Annotated in this window: 13 protein-coding genes and 2 pseudogenes; 12 read left to right on the forward strand and 3 right to left on the reverse strand. The window is 44.5% G+C overall.

All coding sequences use genetic code 11. From position 1 onward, the window contains the following. Positions 1–85 precede the first annotated feature (85 nt). Entirely contained in the window at positions 86–1,078 is a 993-nt protein-coding gene (locus DQQ01_RS02960) for an AIR synthase family protein (RefSeq protein WP_111918287.1), read from the forward strand. Positions 1,079–1,089: 11 nt separating this feature from the next. Next, positions 1,090–1,591, forward strand: a pseudogene (locus tag DQQ01_RS02965) (tRNA (cytidine(34)-2'-O)-methyltransferase). 48 nt (positions 1,592–1,639) lie between these two features. Here DQQ01_RS02965 and DQQ01_RS02970 read toward each other — a convergent pair. From DQQ01_RS02970 to DQQ01_RS02980, 3 genes and pseudogenes are all read right to left on the reverse strand, one after another. Continuing rightward, positions 1,640–3,062, reverse strand: a pseudogene (locus DQQ01_RS02970) (sensor histidine kinase). Next, positions 3,059–3,763 (reverse strand): response regulator, encoded by a 705-nt coding sequence (locus DQQ01_RS02975; protein WP_111918289.1) that lies wholly within the window; start codon positions 3,761–3,763, stop codon positions 3,059–3,061. Before DQQ01_RS02975 ends, DQQ01_RS02970 begins: the two are co-directional and overlap by 4 nt. 16 nt (positions 3,764–3,779) lie before the next feature. Then, on the reverse strand, positions 3,780–6,158 hold the full coding sequence (locus tag DQQ01_RS02980; RefSeq protein WP_111918291.1) for an endonuclease MutS2: 2,379 nt from the start codon (positions 6,156–6,158) through the stop codon (positions 3,780–3,782). A 185-nt stretch (positions 6,159–6,343) separates the two neighbouring features. Here DQQ01_RS02980 and DQQ01_RS02985 point away from each other — a divergent pair, with 185 nt between their 5' ends. From DQQ01_RS02985 to DQQ01_RS03030, 10 genes are all read left to right on the forward strand, one after another. Beyond that, positions 6,344–7,699, forward strand: a complete 1,356-nt coding sequence (locus DQQ01_RS02985; protein ID WP_111918293.1) for a S1C family serine protease — start codon at positions 6,344–6,346, stop codon at positions 7,697–7,699. A 15-nt stretch (positions 7,700–7,714) separates the two neighbouring features. Beyond that, positions 7,715–8,686, forward strand: a complete 972-nt coding sequence (locus DQQ01_RS02990) for a 3'-5' exoribonuclease YhaM family protein (RefSeq protein ID WP_111918295.1) — start codon at positions 7,715–7,717, stop codon at positions 8,684–8,686. Next, complete coding sequence (gene rlmD, locus DQQ01_RS02995) at positions 8,676–10,058, forward strand: 23S rRNA (uracil(1939)-C(5))-methyltransferase RlmD (protein WP_111918297.1); 1,383 nt, start codon at positions 8,676–8,678, stop codon at positions 10,056–10,058. Before DQQ01_RS02990 ends, rlmD begins: the two co-directional genes overlap by 11 nt. A 145-nt stretch (positions 10,059–10,203) precedes the next feature. Further along, positions 10,204–10,842: a hypothetical protein gene (locus DQQ01_RS03000; RefSeq protein WP_111918299.1), complete on the forward strand. Its 639-nt coding sequence runs from the start codon at positions 10,204–10,206 to the stop codon at positions 10,840–10,842. Between the two features lie 238 nt (positions 10,843–11,080). Next, a complete protein-coding gene (locus tag DQQ01_RS03005; RefSeq protein WP_111918301.1) occupies positions 11,081–13,612 on the forward strand; it encodes an FAD-dependent oxidoreductase in 2,532 nt (843 codons plus the stop codon). A 168-nt stretch (positions 13,613–13,780) separates the two neighbouring features. Continuing rightward, entirely contained in the window at positions 13,781–14,131 is a 351-nt protein-coding gene (locus DQQ01_RS03010) for a winged helix-turn-helix domain-containing protein (protein WP_111918303.1), read from the forward strand. Positions 14,132–14,297: 166 nt separating this feature from the next. Continuing rightward, positions 14,298–14,801, forward strand: a complete 504-nt coding sequence (locus tag DQQ01_RS03015) for a GreA/GreB family elongation factor (protein WP_111918305.1) — start codon at positions 14,298–14,300, stop codon at positions 14,799–14,801. A 98-nt stretch (positions 14,802–14,899) separates the two neighbouring features. Next, positions 14,900–16,660 carry a Na/Pi cotransporter family protein gene (locus tag DQQ01_RS03020; protein WP_111918307.1) on the forward strand — a complete coding sequence of 587 codons (1,761 nt, stop codon included), beginning with the start codon at positions 14,900–14,902 and terminating at the stop codon, positions 16,658–16,660. A gap of 41 nt (positions 16,661–16,701) precedes the next feature. Then, positions 16,702–17,376, forward strand: a complete 675-nt coding sequence (locus tag DQQ01_RS03025) for a response regulator transcription factor (RefSeq protein ID WP_111918309.1) — start codon at positions 16,702–16,704, stop codon at positions 17,374–17,376. Next, positions 17,373–18,704: a sensor histidine kinase gene (locus DQQ01_RS03030; protein ID WP_111918311.1), complete on the forward strand. Its 1,332-nt coding sequence runs from the start codon at positions 17,373–17,375 to the stop codon at positions 18,702–18,704. The genes DQQ01_RS03025 and DQQ01_RS03030 overlap by 4 nt, the downstream gene beginning before the upstream one ends. Positions 18,705–18,755: the final 51 nt, after the last annotated feature.

Consider the following 18,755-nt stretch of genomic DNA (forward strand, 5'->3'; position numbering starts at 1 on the left):
AGCAGTTTTGGCGGTGATAATGGTTCTTGCCATGATTCTTCCCATGATAGCGTATGTTTTATAGGAAAAGGCGGAGGAACAGGCCATGAAAATAGGAAAATTACCGGAGCCGATGCTGATTCGCTCCGTGTTAAAAGAGGTTGGACACAGAAGAGAGGAGATTCTGGCAGGACCGGCTGTAGGGCGTGACTGTGCAGTCATGGAGGCAAAGGAAGGTGAGGTTTATGTGTTTTCCTCTGACCCCATTACAGGTACCACAAAGGATATGGGCAGACACAGTGTTTATATTACGGCCAATGATTTGGCGGCAGCAGGTGCTGAGCCTGTAGGAATTATGTTGACGATTCTCCTGCCTCCTGAAACCCGGGAGCAGGAGTTAAAGGAAATTATGCGTGGAGTGGAGGCTACCTGCAGAGAGCTGGATATAGAGGTTATGGGTGGTCATACAGAGGTAACTGACGTGGTGCGTCAGCCTTTGATTTCTCTTACCGGTGTGGGAAAGATGAAAAAGGAAGACATGATGCAGCCGGGAGGAATCAAACCGGGAGAGGATCTTGTAGTTACCAAATGGATAGGTTTAGAAGGCACGTCCATTGCGGCAAAGGAAAAAGAAGAGGAACTTTTACAACGGTTTGCTCCAATGTTTGTAAATACAGCCAAAGAGTTTGACCGGTATCTTTCTGTGATTCCTGAGGCAAAAATTGCTTCCGAATGGGGAGTTTCCGCTATGCATGATATTACAGAGGGCGGTGTATTTGGAGCTCTCTGGGAAATGGCGGCAGGTTCAAAAGTAGGGTTGGATATTGACTTAAAGAAAATTCCTATTCGTCAGGAAACTGTGGAGGTCTGTGAAGCATTGGGATTAAATCCGTATATTCTCATGTCCAGCGGTTCTATGATGATTGCTGTCCCGGACGGATACGGACTGGTACGAAAGCTGAATCAGGCGGGAATCCATGCCGCAGTGGTGGGAAAGGCCACAGCAGGAAATGACCGGATTTTAAGAAACGGGGAGGAAACCAGGTATCTGGATAAACCCCAGAGTGATGAATTATATAAAATCTATCAGAAGGATTGAGGAGAAAAACTATGGCAAAGCTGAACATTGTGTTATTTGAGCCGGAAATCCCTGCAAATACGGGGAATATCGGGAGAACCTGTGTAGCAACAGGCACCCGTCTGCACTTTGATTGAACCTTTGGGCTTCAAGCTGAATGAAAAGGCCATTAAGCGGGCAGGCATGGATTACTGGAAGGATCTGGACGTGACAACGTATGTAAATTATCAGGATTTTCTGGATAGAAATCCAGGGGCAAAGATTTACATGGCAACCACAAAAGCGCCTAAGACTTATGTGGACGTTCAGTATGAAGAGGACTGCTACATTATGTTTGGGAAGGAAAGCGCAGGGATTCCGGAGGAGATTCTGCTGGAAAATCAGGATACTGCTATTCGTATTCCCATGATAGGAGATATCCGTTCCTTAAATCTCAGTAATTCCGTTGCCATTGTGCTTTATGAGGCTTTGCGTCAGAACCATTTTGATCACATGCGCCTGGAAGGACATTTGACAAAATATGAGTGGAAATAGATGTGATTTGGCAGCTTCGGACAGAAAGAAAAGCACAGAAGAGCAGATTTAACGCTCTTCTGTGCTTTTTTGCAGTGTAAAAATAAATTCTGTTCCCACGCCTTCGGTGCTGATAACATTGATGTTTTGCTTATGGGAATTGATGATTTCCTTTACAATGGCAAGACCAAGTCCGGTACCCTTGCGGTCCTTGCCTCTGGAGCTGTCAATTTTGTAGAAGCGGTCCCAGATTTTTCCAAGGCTGGCCTTTGGGATGCCGCAGCCCTTGTCTTTTATGGAAATGAAAACCGTATCATGCTTTAAGGTGGATTCTATTTTGATGGCAGAATCCTCCGGGCTGAATTTAATGGCATTGTCCAGGAGATTGTAAAGCACCTGCTGAATCTGCCCCATATCTGCCCGCACAAACAGGGTTTGCCCTGTGGAGCAGCAGTTCCAGGGAAATCCGTTTTTTCCGGCAGGTTCCCTCAAAGGATTCAGCGGTACTTTTAATAATGCTGTTAATATCAAAATCTGTGTATTCCAACTGCCGTCCCTTTTCATCCAGATTGTTCAGTGTCAGAAGACTCTGGGTTAGCTTATAGAGCCGGTCTGTTTCATGAACCACGATTTTCAGGTATTTCTCCTGCAGTTCCGGGGGAATGGTGCCATCTAAAATCGCCTCTGTATAGCCCTTAATAGAAGTCAGGGGCGAGCGGAAGTCATGGGATACGTTGGCAATAAAACTTCGCTGATAGTTTCCGGTCATATCCAGTTCGTCTGACATATAGTTCAGCGTAGCTGCCAGATAGCCCATTTCGTCCTCCTTTTCCAGAGGAATGTTGTACTTTAGATTCCCGGAGGCAAAGGCGTCAGCACCCTGTATGATTTTCCTTAAAGGGTGATAAATCATCAGAGAAAAGACGGGAATAATTGCCAGCATAATTAAAAGGAACAAAAGAAACAGCACATAAATCAGATTCATCAGGGAATCATGCTCCTGCTGAAGAATACTCATGGGCAGATGTATGGCAACATAGCCGTGTACAGACATATTTTTTGTGACGGGAACCATGACGCTGAGCTGAGGCTGCTTAAACTGTCCGAAAAAATTTCCGGTCTGATAATAAGAACCGCTGGTAGTACCGGGATTAAAGTCTTCAATCACCGGGAAATTTTCTGTTTTCAACTCAGAGTCTGTGTTTAAGAGAAGATTTCCCTTTGGGCTGATAAGCCAGATATTGCAGCGGCGGTAGGAGGACAGGGTACACAGATTGTCGTACAAAGGCGTGATGTCTTCCTGCTTTCCATAGTATTCCAGCACCTCCTGGCTTCTGGCAATGGCGGTGGCTTCCTGATACAAATCCTGACCGTACAGGGATTCCAGATATTTCTGTACCTGGCGGTTTCCGGCAAGATAAATGGTGCAGAATCCCAGAAGTACCAGAACCAGAATAGCAAGCACATATTTTACATAAAGGTATTTTTTCATTTGTTTTTGACCTCGAATTTATATCCGATACCCCAGACTGTGGCAATGGACCAGTCCGGGTGGTCTTTGATTTTCTCCCGGAGGCGCTTGATGTGTACGTCCACGGTACGGGTATCCCCGATGTATTCGTATCCCCAGATGTGGTCTAAAAGCTGTTCTCTTGTAAAAACCTGATTTGGGGAGGAAGCCAGAAAGTATAAAAGCTCCAGCTCCTTGGGCGGCATGTCCAACTGGCTTCCGCAGTAAATGACGGAGTAGTTGGTCAGATTGATTGCCAGATCCGGGTATTCCACATATTTGCCGGAGGGCTGTGTGGCAGGCGCCACGTTTGGCTGATAGCGCCGCAGCACAGCCTTTACTCTTGCAACCAGTTCTTTTGAATCAAAGGGTTTAATTATATAATCGTCAGCGCCCAGTTCCAGTCCCAGTACCTTGTCAAAGATTTCTCCCTTGGCAGAAAGCATGATAATGGGAACATTGGATTTCTGGCGGATTTCCCGGCATACCTGATACCCGTCGATACCGGGTAGCATCAGATCCAAGAGAATCAGATTGGGCGCAAAGGAGGAAAAGGCGGATAAGGCCTCTTCCCCGTCGTTTACGATTTTGGTATCAAAGCATTCTTTTGTAAGATACAGAGAAATAAGTTCGGCAATGTTGTTGTCATCATCTACAATCAGAATTTTCTGTTTTACTGCCATATTTTGCAGCTCCCCTCTATTTTTTGAATTCTACAATAGTAACACCTGCATCGCCTTCACCAAATTCCGCAAGGTGAAAATCTTGTACATATTTCAGGCGTTTCAGGTAATTGTGCACTCCTTTTCGCAAAGCCCCGGTGCCTTTTCCGTGGACCACCCGGACGCTGCTTAAATGGGCGAGATAAGCGTCATCTAAATACTTGTCCAGCTCAGCAATGGCTTCGTCCACAGTTTTTCCCAGCAGGTTGATTTCCGTGCGGACAGAAGCGGATTTGTTCATTTTGATTTTGCCTGCGCCTGTGCGCTGCAGAGTCGGACCGGTAATGACAGGTTCGTCAATGAGCTGTAAATCTGACAGGGCTACTTTGGAACGAAGGATTCCCATCTGTACAAAGACCATGCCCTTTGCATCCGGTCTGGAGCTTATGGTTCCCTTTACGTTTAAGCTTAAGACCTTTACTGCGTCCCCAAGGGAAACGTCTTTTGCCGTAAGGGTGGATTTTTTCCTTTCCGGGGTCTTTAACGCCATTTTCTTTGCAGTTTTGTCCATTTTCTTTCTAAGCTCTGAGCGCTTTTGCTCCAGTTCTTTTGCAGACATGGACTCCTTACCTGCTTTATTGAAAATCTTCATGGTCTGGTCTGCATATTCTTTTGCCTCCCGCAAAATCCGGTGGGCTTCCTCATTGGCGTCCTGTAAAATCCGCTCTTTTCGCTGCTCCAGCTTATCCTGCTTGGTTTCAAGCTGTTCCTTTAAGGTCTGGATTTCCTCTTTATAACGGGCGATTTCTGCCTGTTCGTTTTCAATGGTGCGGCGGCTTTCTTCCAAAGAGGTCAGTACGTCTTCAAAAGATTCGTCCTCCTGGCTGATTTGTTCTTTGGCTTTTTCGATAATAAAGTCCGGCAGTCCAAGTTTTCCGGAAATGGCAAAGGCATTGCTCTTTCCCGGTACGCCAATAAGCAGGCGGTAGGTAGGACGCAGGGTTTCTACATCAAATTCGCAGGAAGCGTTTTCCACACCCGGAGTAGAAAGAGCATAGACCTTTAATTCACTGTAATGGGTGGTCGCCATGGTGCGGACGCCCTGTGCATGAAGGTGGGAGAGAATGGCAATGGCAAGAGCAGCTCCCTCCGTAGGGTCTGTTCCTGCGCCCAATTCATCGAAAAGGACCAGGGAATCCCGGTCAGCCTTTTTCAGAAAACGTACCACATTGGTCATGTGGGAGGAAAAGGTACTGAGGGACTGTTCAATGCTCTGTTCATCTCCGATATCTGCATAAACCTCTTTAAATACACTGAGGCGGGAATGGTCAAACGCTGGAATATGAAGCCCGGACTGCCCCATCAGGGTTAAAAGTCCCACGGTTTTTAAGGACACGGTTTTACCGCCTGTATTGGGACCTGTTACCACCAGAAGGTCAAAGCTTTCCCCAAGGCGAATGTCAATAGGCACTACCTTATGCTTGTCAATCAGGGGGTGCCGTCCCTTTTTAATGTCAATGATTCCCTCTGTGTTAAATAAAGGTTCTGTGGCATTCTGGGATTTTGCCAGAAGGGCTCTTGCAAAAATGAAATCCAGTTGTGTCAGAATCTTTAAGTTGTCCTGAAGCACTTCCAGACTTTCAGCAGCCGTTTCACTTAAAACAGAGAGGATTTTTTCGATTTCTGTCTGTTCTTTGATTTCCAACTCACGCAGCTCGTTATTCAGCTTTACAATGGCCATGGGTTCTACAAAAACCGTGGAACCTGTGGAAGACTGGTCATGAATCATGCCGGGAACCTGTCCCTTGTGTTCAGCTTTTACGGGAATGCAGTATCTGCCGTTTCGCATGGTGACAACTGCGTCCTGGAGATAGGTTCTGGCACCTCCGCTTACATAGGAGGAAAGCTGGGTATGGATTTTTTCATTGGTATTTTTCATGGACCTGCGAATCTGTTTTAATCCGGGGCTTGCGTCATCTGCGATTTCTTCTTCTGAGAGAATACAGCGGCGGATTTCCAGGGACAGAGGAGTTAAGGGCTGCAGAAGCTCAAAAAGACTGTCCAGGGAATCTTCTGTATTGTTTTCGGTTTCTCTTCGGGAATAGGCCTTGGCCCGGTTGGCATTTTCCAGAAGACTGCAGATTTCCAGAAGCTCGCCTGTGCCAAGGGTGCTGCCGATTTCCAGTCTTTTTAAGGAGGCACGGATATTTCGGACACCGGCAAAGGAAAGAGAGCCTTTCTGATAGATTCGTGATAATGCGTCCGCGGTTTCCTGCTGCATTGCCTGAATTTCCGTCAGGTCATCAAGGGGCGTCAGTCTGTGACAAAGCTCCTTTCCGGGCGCAGAAGAGGCAAAGCTCTCCAAAAGCTCAATGATTTTGTTATATTCTAAAGTTTTTAATGCTTTCTGATTCATAATATTCACCTTATCCAGTTTTTTGAAATTTATATTCCTATTCTAACATGAAAACAGGAAGAAAGGGAAGGTTCTGCAAAGGGAATTTTACGCAGGAGGTGAGAAAATTTTGTGTAATCTTCATAAAAAGTTCATAAACCTTCGGTATAATGGTAAAAAATACAGCCTTATGCGGAGTAGGTAACATGGACGAAAAAAAGAACGAGGAAAAGACAAACCAGGAAAACATAAATCAGGAGAATCAGGAAGAAAACTCCTATGAATTTTTAAAAGAAACCATTAAAGCAAAGCCTGTGGATACAAAGAAACTGGCACAATATGTGGGAAAGCTGCTTCTTTCCGGGGCTGTGCTGGGACTTACGGCAGCGGTCGTATTTGCCTTGGCAGCGCCGCCTATGACAAGCAAAATGATAGAGAAGAGAAATGAGGAAATGGTGCGTTTTCCTCAGGAAAAGGACGGAGAAGAGAAAGGGCAGACAAAAGAGGCAGATTCCGGGGGCGCAGAAGGAGAATCTACGAACAAAGAAGAGCAGGAAAAAGAGGCTGCTGCCACGACAACTGTGGTACAGGAAATGACGCCGGAAGACTATAAAAAGCTATATGCAGATATTTTTGATACAGCGGCTCAAGCCGAAAAAGCTATGGTTACAGTGATTGGGAACAAAAATGATGAAAATTGGTTTCTCACACCCTATGAAGAACGGCTTTCCGGTGTTCTTGTGGCAGAGAGCGGTCAGAATTATTATGTACTGACAGAGTACAGAATTGTAGAAGACGTAGACCGGATTCAGGTAGTCTTCTGCGACGGCACGGTGACAGATGCTATTTTTCAGAAATCAGATAAGAATACAGGCTGTGCTGTGCTGAAAATTTCCAAATCCAGTCTGGACATTCAGACAAAGGAAAAAATTGCCGTTGCACCCCTTGGAGAGTCCTATAACGTGCAGCCTGGCGAACCGGTTCTTGCAATCGGAAGTCCTATGGGGTATAGTGATTCTGTTGGCTATGGAATCGTGACCTCTATCTCGGATAAGGTATCCAGGGTAGACGTACAGTACGGGCTTCTCACCACAGATATCACAGGCAGCAGCAAGGGAAGCGGCGTGATTTTGGATCTGGAAGGGGAAATTGTGGGAATCATAGCCCAGAATTTTGCCGAAGAAGAGAATAAGAGCCTCATTACAGGGCTGCAGATTTCTCAGATAAAGGATTTGATTCAGACACTTTCTGATGAAACAAAGGAAATGGTCTATCTGGGCATTACAGGAGCGGATATTACTGCGGAAATTTCAGAGAAAAAGGGAATTCCCGTGGGTGTTTTTGTAGAGCAGGTAGAAGTGGATTCTCCGGCCATGCAGGTGGGCATTCAAAACGGAGATGTCATTACAGAATTAAACGGTGAAACAGTAGAAACTGTTAAAGGCTATGGACAGCAGTTAAAGTCCTGCAGACCGGGAGAAACCGTCAAAGTAAAGGCCATGCGCCAGGGAGTTGAGGGATATGTGGAGGTATCTTTTGACGTTACATTGAAAACAAGGTAGAGAGAGGATATGAAAATGAAATTTATTAATGAACTTCACGAAGGAGAAAAGCTTTCCGGGATTTATTTATGCAAGCACAAGCAGGCAGCAGTGACAAAAAACGGAAAGCCTTATGAGAATGTAATTTTACAGGATAAAACAGGAACCATTGACGCAAAAATCTGGGATCCCAATTCCCTGGGCATTGATGAGTTTGACAGCCTGGACTATATTGATGTGGTGGGAGATGTAAATTCTTTTCAGGGAAGTCTGCAGGTCAGCATTAAAAGAGTCCGCAAGGCCTCTGAGGGAGAGTATGAGCCGGGCAATTATCTTCCTGTGAGCAGTCAGAATCCTGAGGTGATGTACAAGAGTCTGTTAAGCTATGTGGCAGGTATAAAAAATCCTTATCTGCACAGGCTTCTGGTGTCTTTCTTTGAGGAGGACGAGGATTTTGCAAAGCGCTTTCAGGGAAATTCAGCAGCAAAGAGTGTACATCATGGTTTTATCGGCGGTCTTTTGGAGCATACCTTAAGCGTGGTGAACCTGTGTGATTATTACTGTAAAACATACCCTATTTTAAACAGGGATTTACTTCTTACGGCAGCTATGCTGCACGATATCGGAAAAACTGAGGAATTAAGCCCATTCCCCATGAATGATTATACAGACGACGGACAGCTTTTGGGACACATTATGATAGGAGCGGAGCGAATCCATGACAAAGCCCGGGAGATTCCTGGCTTTCCGAAAAAGCTGGAAAGTGAGTTAAAGCACTGCATTTTGGCACATCACGGAGAGCTGGAGTATGGTTCTCCGAAAAAACCGGCGCTGCCGGAGGCTCTGGCGCTGAATCTGGCAGACAATACAGACGCCAAAATGGAAACTCTCACAGAAATGTTTGCATCAGCGGGACAGCAGAAGGAATGGATTGGCTACAATCGTCTGTTTGAATCCAATTTCAGAAAAGCAAGTTGTGAGCAGGAAGGAAGCGTTCATGGAATTTAAGAAAAATGATATGGTTACTCTTTACATAGAAGATATGGGGCATGACGGAGAGGGCATTGGCAAGGCAGAGGGCTATACGCTCTTTGTGAAGGACACGGTAATCGGGGATAAGGTAGAGGCAAAAATCATGAAAACCAAGAAGAACTATGGATATGCCCGCCTGATGAAGGTTCTGGAACCGTCTAAAGACCGGGTAGAACCCCGCTGTCCTGATGCCAGAGCCTGTGGAGGCTGTCAGCTTCAGTTCCTGTCCTATGAAAAGCAGTTGGAATTTAAGAAAAATAAGGTAAAGGGCAATCTGGAAAGAATCGGGGGTTTTGAAAATATCTGCATTGAGCAAGTCATTGGCATGGAAACTCCATGGCGTTACAGAAACAAGGCACAGTTTCCTGTAGGGAAAAATAAAGACGGGGAAATTATTACCGGCTTTTATGCAGGCAGAACCCATTCCATTATTCCAAACACAGATTGCCTTCTGGGAGCAGAGGTCAATCAGAAGATTCTGGAAGCAGTTCTTACCTATATGAAGGAAAATCAGGTAGAGCCTTATGAGGAAACTTCCGGCACGGGACTGGTACGCCATATCCTGATTCGCTGCGGCTTTAAGACAGGAGAACTTATGGTGTGTCTGGTGATAAACGGAGATGCGCTGCCAAAGGCAGACAGACTGGTGGACAGACTGAAAGATATTCCCGGAATGACCAGTGTTACCTTTAATATTAATAAGAAGAAAAATAATGTAATTTTGGGCGACAAAGTGGTAGGACTTTGGGGACAGAATTATATTTCGGATTTTATCGGGGAAGTAGAGTATCGGATTTCTCCTCTGTCCTTTTACCAGGTGAATCCTGTGCAGACAGAAAAACTATACGGCAAGGCTCTGGAGTATGCAGGTCTTACCGGGCAGGAAACCGTGTGGGATCTCTACTGCGGAATCGGAACTATTTCTCTTTTTCTGGCACAGAAGGCAAAGCAGGTCTATGGTGTGGAGATTGTGCCTGCTGCCATTGAAGATGCAAAGCAGAACGCTGAGAGAAACGGAATCAAAAATGCGGAATTTTATGTGGGAAAAGCAGAGGACGTGCTGCCTCGCAAATATGAGGAAGAGGGCGTCAGCGCAGATGTAATTGTGGTAGACCCGCCGAGAAAGGGCTGCGACGAGGCGCTGCTTTCCACCATGCTGAAAATGAAACCGAAGAGGATTGTGTATGTGAGCTGTGATTCCGCTACACTGGCAAGGGATTTGAAGAGGCTGTGCGCAGAGGAGTATGGGATTGAGAAAGTGGCGGTGTGCGATATGTTTCCGCAGGGGGTACATGTCGAGACGGTTGTTCTTTTGTGCCGGCACAGATCAAGATTAACACGGATATGATGGAAACATTTATTTTACAAGTGGGCAATGTATTACATATCCCTTCAATGCGATGTAATCAACGTGGTTTTACTTATTTGTAAATGATGAGTTTATTGTAAGCGAACTGGATAAATCGCACTCTTTCAGAGGGATTGCCCCTTTTGTGGATTTGCAAAGTGATGGATATAATGATTTGTATCAAAAGATGAATCATCAAGAACTTAGTTTTTTTCGTGTTCGAACAAGGGAGAAAAGTGATACTACAGATATTTCTCAAATTCAACATATCCTTCATCTGCCTTATGAAAAGAAGTCCTTTGCATCAAATATGAGATTTAGTTGTCTTGGTATGCCTTGCCTATATTTAGGAACAACTTCTTATGTGTGTAGCCGGGAGTGTGAGTGGAATCCTGAAAAAGAAGATTTGTTTGCTGCTGCTTTCATTCCTAATGAACAAGGAGATAGATTGCAGTTATCAATGCTGAAGCTATTTCCACTGGTAATAGCGACATCATATAGGGTTTTGGAAACGGGCAGAACGTTAAAATATGAATGTCTTATATCTCAGGCATTGATGAAGGTTATTAGTACAATGAATATTGATGGTATTGCTTATTTATCTATGAAAGGAAAGGATGAATTTCAGTATCCTCAAGGTGTAAATTGGCTTTACCAGCTTTTGATATATCAGAAAGCAACGCTTATAGCAAATATTGTAAAATGTTTGATGTTACACCACCTGTATTATTTGATTCTCAGATTACAAATGGTCAAGATTCTTTTATGGCTAAGGTTGATGTAGATGGTCAACATAAATATTATGGTGATACGATATATGCAGATTTTGACGATTTTTTGGTTTCGTGCAATAAGAATCTACCATATGACAGGGCGGCAGCAGCTATTCAAAAAAATAACTTCAAAAAATAGTAGTATTTTTGTCAAGATTGGATTATACTGTAAGTAGCGTCACAAATTGTATAAAATTAAGAACATAAAATTTCGAAAACAGGAAAACAAAAATGGGAGGTTGCTTACTTATGGAATCATTGAAGTTGAGAGAAAACTTTTACTGGACAGGCATTGTAGATGACAAGCTGCGTGTTTTTGATATTATCATGTACACAGAGTTTGGTACAACCTACAATTCCTATGTATTAAAGGCAGGGGACAAGACCATTCTCTTTGAAACTGCCAAGGCAAAATTTTTCGACGAATATCTGGAAAAGTTAAAAGAGATTACCGATATCTCTACCATTGATTATCTGGTAGTAAACCACACAGAGCCAGACCATGCCGGAAGTGTAGAGAAACTGCTGGAATTAAATCCGGGTCTGAAAATTGTAGCAACAGGCTGTGCAATCAGCTTTTTAAAGGAAATTGTAAATGGGGAATTTACAGCAATTCCTGTGAAAGACAACCAGGAAATGAAAATTGGGGATAAGACTCTGAAATTCCTGGTGGTTCCCAACCTTCACTGGCCGGACACTATGTATACTTATATAGAAGAAGAGCAGATTTTAGTGACCTGCGACTCTTTTGGTTCTCACTATGGCTTCCACGACATTCTGGTGAGCAAGGTGACAGACAAAGAAGGTTATATGCGTGCAACCAAATATTATTTTGACAATATTATCGGGCCTTTTAAGCCATATATGAAAAAAGCTCTGGACAGAGTGCGTGAGCTGGATATTTCCATGATTTGTACCGGACACGGACCGGTACTGGACGCAAATATTGACTTTATGCTGGATACTTACGAAGACTGGTGTACGGTCGTCAATCCAAACTCAAAGAAAACCGTAGTGATTCCTTATGTAAGCGCTTATGGATATACCAAACAACTGGCAGAAACCATTGCAAAGGGAATTGAGGCCAGCGGAGATATCGAGGTGCGCTGCTATGATATGGTAGAGGCGGACCAGCAGAAGGTGTTAGAGGAGCTGGGTTTTGCAGATGGAATCCTTTTTGGTTCTCCTACGATTGTAGGCGAAGCGTTAAAACCTATCTGGGATTTAACAACCTCTATTTTTGCAGGAACTCACGGCGGCAAGCTGGCAAGCGCCTTCGGAAGTTATGGTTGGAGCGGAGAAGCTGTTCCGCATCTGATTGAGCGATTGAAACAGCTTCGTATGAAAGTGGTTGATGAGGGATTCCGGGTAAAATTTAAACCAGGTGAGGAAAATCTCATTGACGCTTATGAATACGGCTACAATTTTGGCTGTACGCTTCAGAATAAAGAAAATACGAAAAAAGCAAAGGGCAACAGAACTCTGGTGAAATGTCTGGTATGCGGAGAAATCTTTGATTCTTCTCTGGAAATCTGTCCGGTATGCGGCGTGGGCAAGGAAAATTTTGTGCCGGTAGAGGTGGAAGAAAATGATTACCGCAAAGATACACAGAATTTTTATGTGATTTTAGGCGGCGGTGCGGCAGGATATTCCGCAGCAGCAGCTATTCGGGAAAGAGATAAAACCGGTTCTGTGGTTCTGGTTTCCAATGAGCCTTATTTGCCTTATAACCGTCCTATGCTGACAAAATCCCTTATGGCAGATTTGACAGAAGAGCAGATTGCCATTCAGGGAAAAGATTGGTACGAGGAACAGAAAATTCATCTGGTTCTGGGAAAAGAAGTTACGGAAATTGATACAAAAGAAAAAGAAATTGTACTGGAGGATGGTACAAAGTTGGCATATACAAAGCTGGTTTATGCCCTTGGCTCTGAATGCTTTATCCCACCGATTCCCGGACATGAGCAGGAAGGTGTTGTGGCTGTACGCCGTCTGGAAGACACCAGAAAAATCGAGAGCATGCTTCCGGAAGTGAAAAACGTTGTGGTAATCGGCGGCGGTGTCCTGGGGCTGGAAGCAGCATGGGAGATGAAAAAGGCAGGCTGCCAGGTAACGGTACTGGAACTTGCTCCGCAGCTTATGGGACGTCAGTTAGATGAAACAGCAGGAGAAATGTTAAAGCTTATCAGCGAGAGCAGAGGTATTTCCATTCATACAGGCGTGCAGATTACAGAACTGGAAGGAAACGGAAAGGTGACAGGTGTGAAGCTGGGAGATGGAACCGTACTTCCGGCAGAGTTGGTGCTCGTATCCTGTGGTGTGAGAGCCAATGTACAGCTTGCAAAGGCAGCTGGTATAGAAACAGACAGAGCAGTTGTGGTAGACAAAAATATGCAGACCAATATTCCTGACATTTATGCCTGCGGAGATTGTGCCCAGTTTGAAGGCATCAATTATGCAATCTGGCCTCAGGCAGTAGAACAAGGTAAGACAGCAGGCGCGTGTGCAGCAGGAGATGAAGCAGTCTATAACACAGTTCCTGCAGCGCTGAGTTTCCATGGTATGAAGACCGCGCTGTTTGCAGCAGGAGATAATGGTAAAAATCCAAACCTGATTTACAAGACGGCAGAGTTTAAGGATTTGAGCAAAAAGCACTACCAGAAATATTATTTCCTTAATAACCGTCTTTGCGGTGTGATTCTCATTGGAGATATCAGCCGTATGGCAGAGATGACCCAGGCATTGGAGAAACATGCCCTTTACAGTGAAGTGATAAAATAGTGAAAAAGTAAAATAGAGAAATAGGCAGACAGGGAAGAAAGATAAATTTTAGATAAAATACTTTGTTTGCCTATTTTCTTTTTTAGGAAAGTGTACTATAATTAGCTAAACAAATAAAGTAACAGAGCAGTAATGTTTTAAGGGCGTTTGATAGCCAGAGGTGAATGCATGAAAAAAGAAAATATGGTGCAGACAAATCAGGGAGATACAGGTTCGGAGAACTGGATTGCAGTGGATAATATCCGAATCAGTCAGAAGTACAATAAGATTTATGTGGATAATCTGGAGGTCTTTTTCCCGGATTTGGAATATCGGCTTCTGCTTCTGATGATACAGCATTGCAATGAAACCCTTTCTGTGAAATACCTTTTTGAAAATATCTGGGGAAGCCCCTTTGTATACAGCTCCATTGCAGAAGTGAGGGAATGTATGTGCAGGCTCAGTTACAAAGTGGACAGAAATAATACGGGAAGTCCGCATATAAAAACAGTCAAAGAGCAGGGATATCGGTTTGTGTGAGCCGATGTCCTGTTTTTTGTTTTCCGGAACTCCCTGATGGAACCTGCCTCAGGCGGAGAATCTCACTGGAGAGATACTCTATTCGGATAGACAAATACAGACAGGCAGGTTATACTATAAAGGTGACTGAAAGAAACGAAAAAGAAGTTAAAGAGAGGTTGGAGTCATGGGAGAACGTCTTACCAGAAGCGATGTGGAGAAAATTGAAAAGGAAATCGAGTACAGAAAGCTTACGGTGCGAAAAGAAGCCATAGAGGCAGTGAAAGAGGCAAGAGCCCAGGGTGATTTAAGTGAGAACTTTGAATATTATGCAGCGAAGAAGGACAAAAATAAGAACGAAAGCAGAATTCGTTATCTGGAGCGAATGCTGAAGCAGGCAACCATTGTATCAGAAGATTCTAAAGCAGATGAAGCCGGCATGAATAATGTGGTGGAAGTGTACTTTGAGGAGGAGGACGAAACAGAAACCTATAAGCTGGTGACATCTATCAGGGGCAATTCCCTGGAAAACAAAATCAGCATCGAGTCCCCTCTGGGCAAGGCAATTCTGGGGCATAAGGAGGGCGACAGAGTCTGGGTAAAAATCAGTGATTCTGCTGGATATTATGTTGTGATTCGTCATATCCGCAAAACCACTGATGATGCAGAAGATGCCATTAAGAGCTTCTGATATTTTACATGGATTTAACATAAACCCCTGAAAGATTTTACATAGACTGGGTATAATGGGGAAAACTAAAGAAATATACCGTACAAAAGGAGAAAATTATGGATTTTTTTAGCGTTTTGAGTATGATAGGAGGACTGGCTCTTTTCTTATATGGAATGCATGTCATGGGGGACGGTCTGGCAAAGGTTTCTGGAGGAAAGATGGAAAAGATTCTGGAAAGTCTGACTTCCAGTCCCTTAAAAGCAGTAGGATTAGGAGCACTGGTAACAGCAGTGATACAGTCGTCCTCAGCAACCACAGTTATGGTGGTGGGATTTGTAAACTCCGGAATTATGAAGCTCTCTCAGGCAGTTGGCATTATTATGGGGGCCAATATCGGAACAACGGTAACGTCCTGGATTTTGAGTCTTTCCGGTATTGAAAGCGACAGCTTTTTTGTGCAGTTGTTTAAGCCAACCTCTTTTTCCCCCATTTTGGCTATGATTGGCGTGGCATTCTTATTGTTTGCAAAAAGTGAACGAAAAAAAGACGTGGGAACGATTTTCCTGGGTTTTGCAGTGCTGATGTATGGTATGGACAGTATGAGCGCAGCGGTAAAACCTCTGGCAGATGTGCCGGAATTTACAGGAATCCTCACAGCCTTCAGCAATCCCCTTCTGGGTATGCTGGCAGGTGCGCTTCTGACTGCTGTGATTCAGAGTTCTTCTGCATCTGTAGGTATTTTGCAGGCTCTTTGTGTCACTGGTGCGGTAAGCTATGGCGCAGCTATTCCCATTATTCTGGGACAGAACATCGGAACCTGTGTCACTGCTTTGTTATCAGCCATTGGGGCAAAGAAAAATGCAAAGCGTGCAGCTATGGTACATCTGTACTTTAACATTATCGGAACAACGGTGTTCCTGATTGTCTTCTATGGACTGAATATGGTTGTTCACTTCGGATTTTTGGAACAGTCCGCCAACGCAGCAGGTATAGCAGTAGCGCACAGCGCTTTTAATATTTTTGCAACAGCCGTATTGCTGCCGTTTTCCAAAGGTCTGGAGAAGCTGGCATGCCTTACTATTCGCGACGAAAAAGAAGAAACGACACTGTCCGAGGGCGCACAGCTTCTGGATATCCGTTTTCTGGAAAAGCCGGCATTTGCCATGGAGCAGAGCCGCAACGTGGCAAAGCGTATGGCTGATGCATCCAAGGACGCACTGTTTACTGCCCTGTCTTTGTTTAAAGAATACAGCACAGAACAGGAAAAGACTGTGGTAGAGGAAGAGAACCGTGTGGACGATTATGAGGATGCACTGGGCAGTTATCTGGTAAAGCTGGGACAAAAGGACTTGAATCAGCAGGACAGCAGAGATTTGTCTATTATCCTTCATTGTATCGGGGACTTTGAACGAATTTCAGACCATGCGGTAAACATTATGGAATCAGCCAGAGAGCTTCATGAAAAGGGAATGACCTTCTCTGAGAAGGCTTTAGAGGAATTAAAGGTTATTATCCGGGCAGTGACAGATATTGTAGATACCTCTTATATTGTTTTTGAGGATAAGAATCAGGAACTGGCAAAAAAGGTAGAGCCACTGGAGGAAATTATTGATGAGTTAAATATGGAACTGAAAAGCCGTCATGTACGCAGACTGAGAAAAGGAACCTGTACCATTGAGCAGGGATTTGTACTGTCTGATGTATTGACCAGTCTGGAGAGGATTGCAGACCACTGTTCCAATATTGCAGTATGTGTATCCCAGGTATCTGAGGACAGCTTTGATACACACAGTTATCTGCATGACATGAAGAAAGAAGAAAACGAAGCGTTTCAGCGGAGAATGGAAGAAACAAGAAAACAGTATCTTCTTCCGTAAAAGGCTGAAAATGGGGGTTCGAGAAGGAGTAAAGAACAGGAATGATTTATTGTGTGGAAGACGAGCGCAATATCCGGGAGCTTCTGGTATATACGCTGGGAACCACTGGGTTTGAGGCAAAGGGACTCAGTGATGGAAAGGAACTGAAAAAAGCATTAAAAGAGGAAATTCCGGAATTGATTCTGCTGGATATTATGCTGCCCGGAGAGGACGGATACAGCATTCTGGAAAAATTAAAGCAGGATCCGGAAACCAGTGAGATTCCCATTATTATGGTAACTGCAAAAGAAGCGGAATACGACAAAGTAAGAGGTCTGGAGGGCGGCGCTGACGATTATATTACAAAGCCCTTTGGCATGATGGAATTTATCGCCAGAGTAAAGGCAGTGCTGCGAAGGACCAGAAAACACTCCCCGAAGCAGGAATATCGCTTTAAAGGTTTGAAGGTCAATGTGGACCGCCATCAGGTGTTTGACAATGAAAGAGAAGTGGAATTAACGTTAAAAGAGTTTGAACTTCTCAGATACCTTATGGAAAATAAAGGGATTGTAGTGAGCAGAGATCAGATTTTGGAGCGTATCTGGGGGTATGAATTTGCAGGAGAAACCAGAACTGTGGACGTACATATCAGAACCTTAAGGCAAAAGCTGGGGGAATCCGGCTTTCTCATAGAAACGGTCCGCGGTGTGGGATACCGTATAGGAGATAGGCAATGAAGCAGAGGATTATGAATAATGTGGGGCTTTTGGTGGCTTTGAGCATTTTTCTTACCTTTACGGCAGCCAGTGTGGTGATGTATGAAAAGTACAACAGCTATATGCAGCAGGACGTAAAAAATGAGGCAAAATATATCCGTTATGCCATAGAAAATATCGGAGAAGAATATCTGACAGAGGAAACCGGGAATCTGACTACCAGCCGGATTACCCTTACCAGACCGGACGGAACCGTGCTTTATGATTCAGAAAAGTACCCGGACAGCATGGAAAATCACAAAAGTCGTCCAGAGTTTGAGTCTGCCAGGGAAAAGGGCAGCGGGGCCGTGGTGCGGTTTTCGGAAACCCTGTCTGAGCAGACCTTTTACTATGCGGTAAAGCTGGACAGCGGAAATATTCTGCGGGTGGCAAAGACAACAGACAGTGTTTTTCACACCATGCTCTCCAGCTTCACGCTAATGGGAGTGCTGCTTCTTGCCATTCTGACAGTGGGTTTCTTCTTGATGGAAAGACAGACCAAAAAGCTGATAGAGCCTATTAATCAGCTGGATTTGGAGCATCCCCTGGAGCATGTGGAATATGAAGAACTGCGTCCCCTTTTAAAACGGGTGGACCAGCAGAATAAACAGATTGCCCAGCAGGTTCAGGAACTTCGGCAGGCAGAAACCGTGCGCCGGGAATTTTCCGCAAACGTGTCCCATGAGCTGAAGACGCCGTTGATGTCTATTTCCGGCTATGCAGAACTGATGAAAAACGAAATGGTGCGACCTCAGGACGTACCGGAATTTGCAGGCAGGATTTATGATGAGGCAAGCCGTCTGACCAGTCTGGTACAGGATATTATTGAAATCTCAAAGCTGGACGAAAAGAGTGGGGAAATGCCCTTTGAAACCGTGGATTTGTATGAGGTGGTGCAGGATATTTCTCAGAATTTGACCCTTCCTGCAAAGAAGAGAAAGGTCACGGTTCTTACAGAGGGAAAAAGCGCAGAGATATACGGAGTACGCCACATTTTGTATGAAATGTTGTATAACCTTGTGGATAACGCAATTAAATACAACCGGGAAGGTGGATATGTGCGGGTTCGTCTGGAAAAAGAAGGCGAGCATGTGATTTTCAGTGTGGAGGATAATGGAATTGGGATTCCCAGAGAAGAGCAGGAGAGAATCTTTGAACGCTTCTACCGTGTGGATAAAAGCCATTCCCGGAAGACAGGAGGCACAGGGCTTGGACTTGCCATTGTGAAGCATGGGGCAGTGCTACACCATGCAGAAATCCTTCTAAACAGTGAACCGGAAAAAGGAACAAAAATACAGATACGATTTTAATAAGAATTGAAAAAAAGCGCTGCCGCAGAGAAAAACTGCAGCAGCGCTTTT

Origin of the sequence: Blautia argi, from assembly GCF_003287895.1 — a bacterium.
In the GTDB taxonomy this organism is placed as follows: Bacteria; Bacillota; Clostridia; order Lachnospirales; family Lachnospiraceae; genus Blautia; species Blautia argi.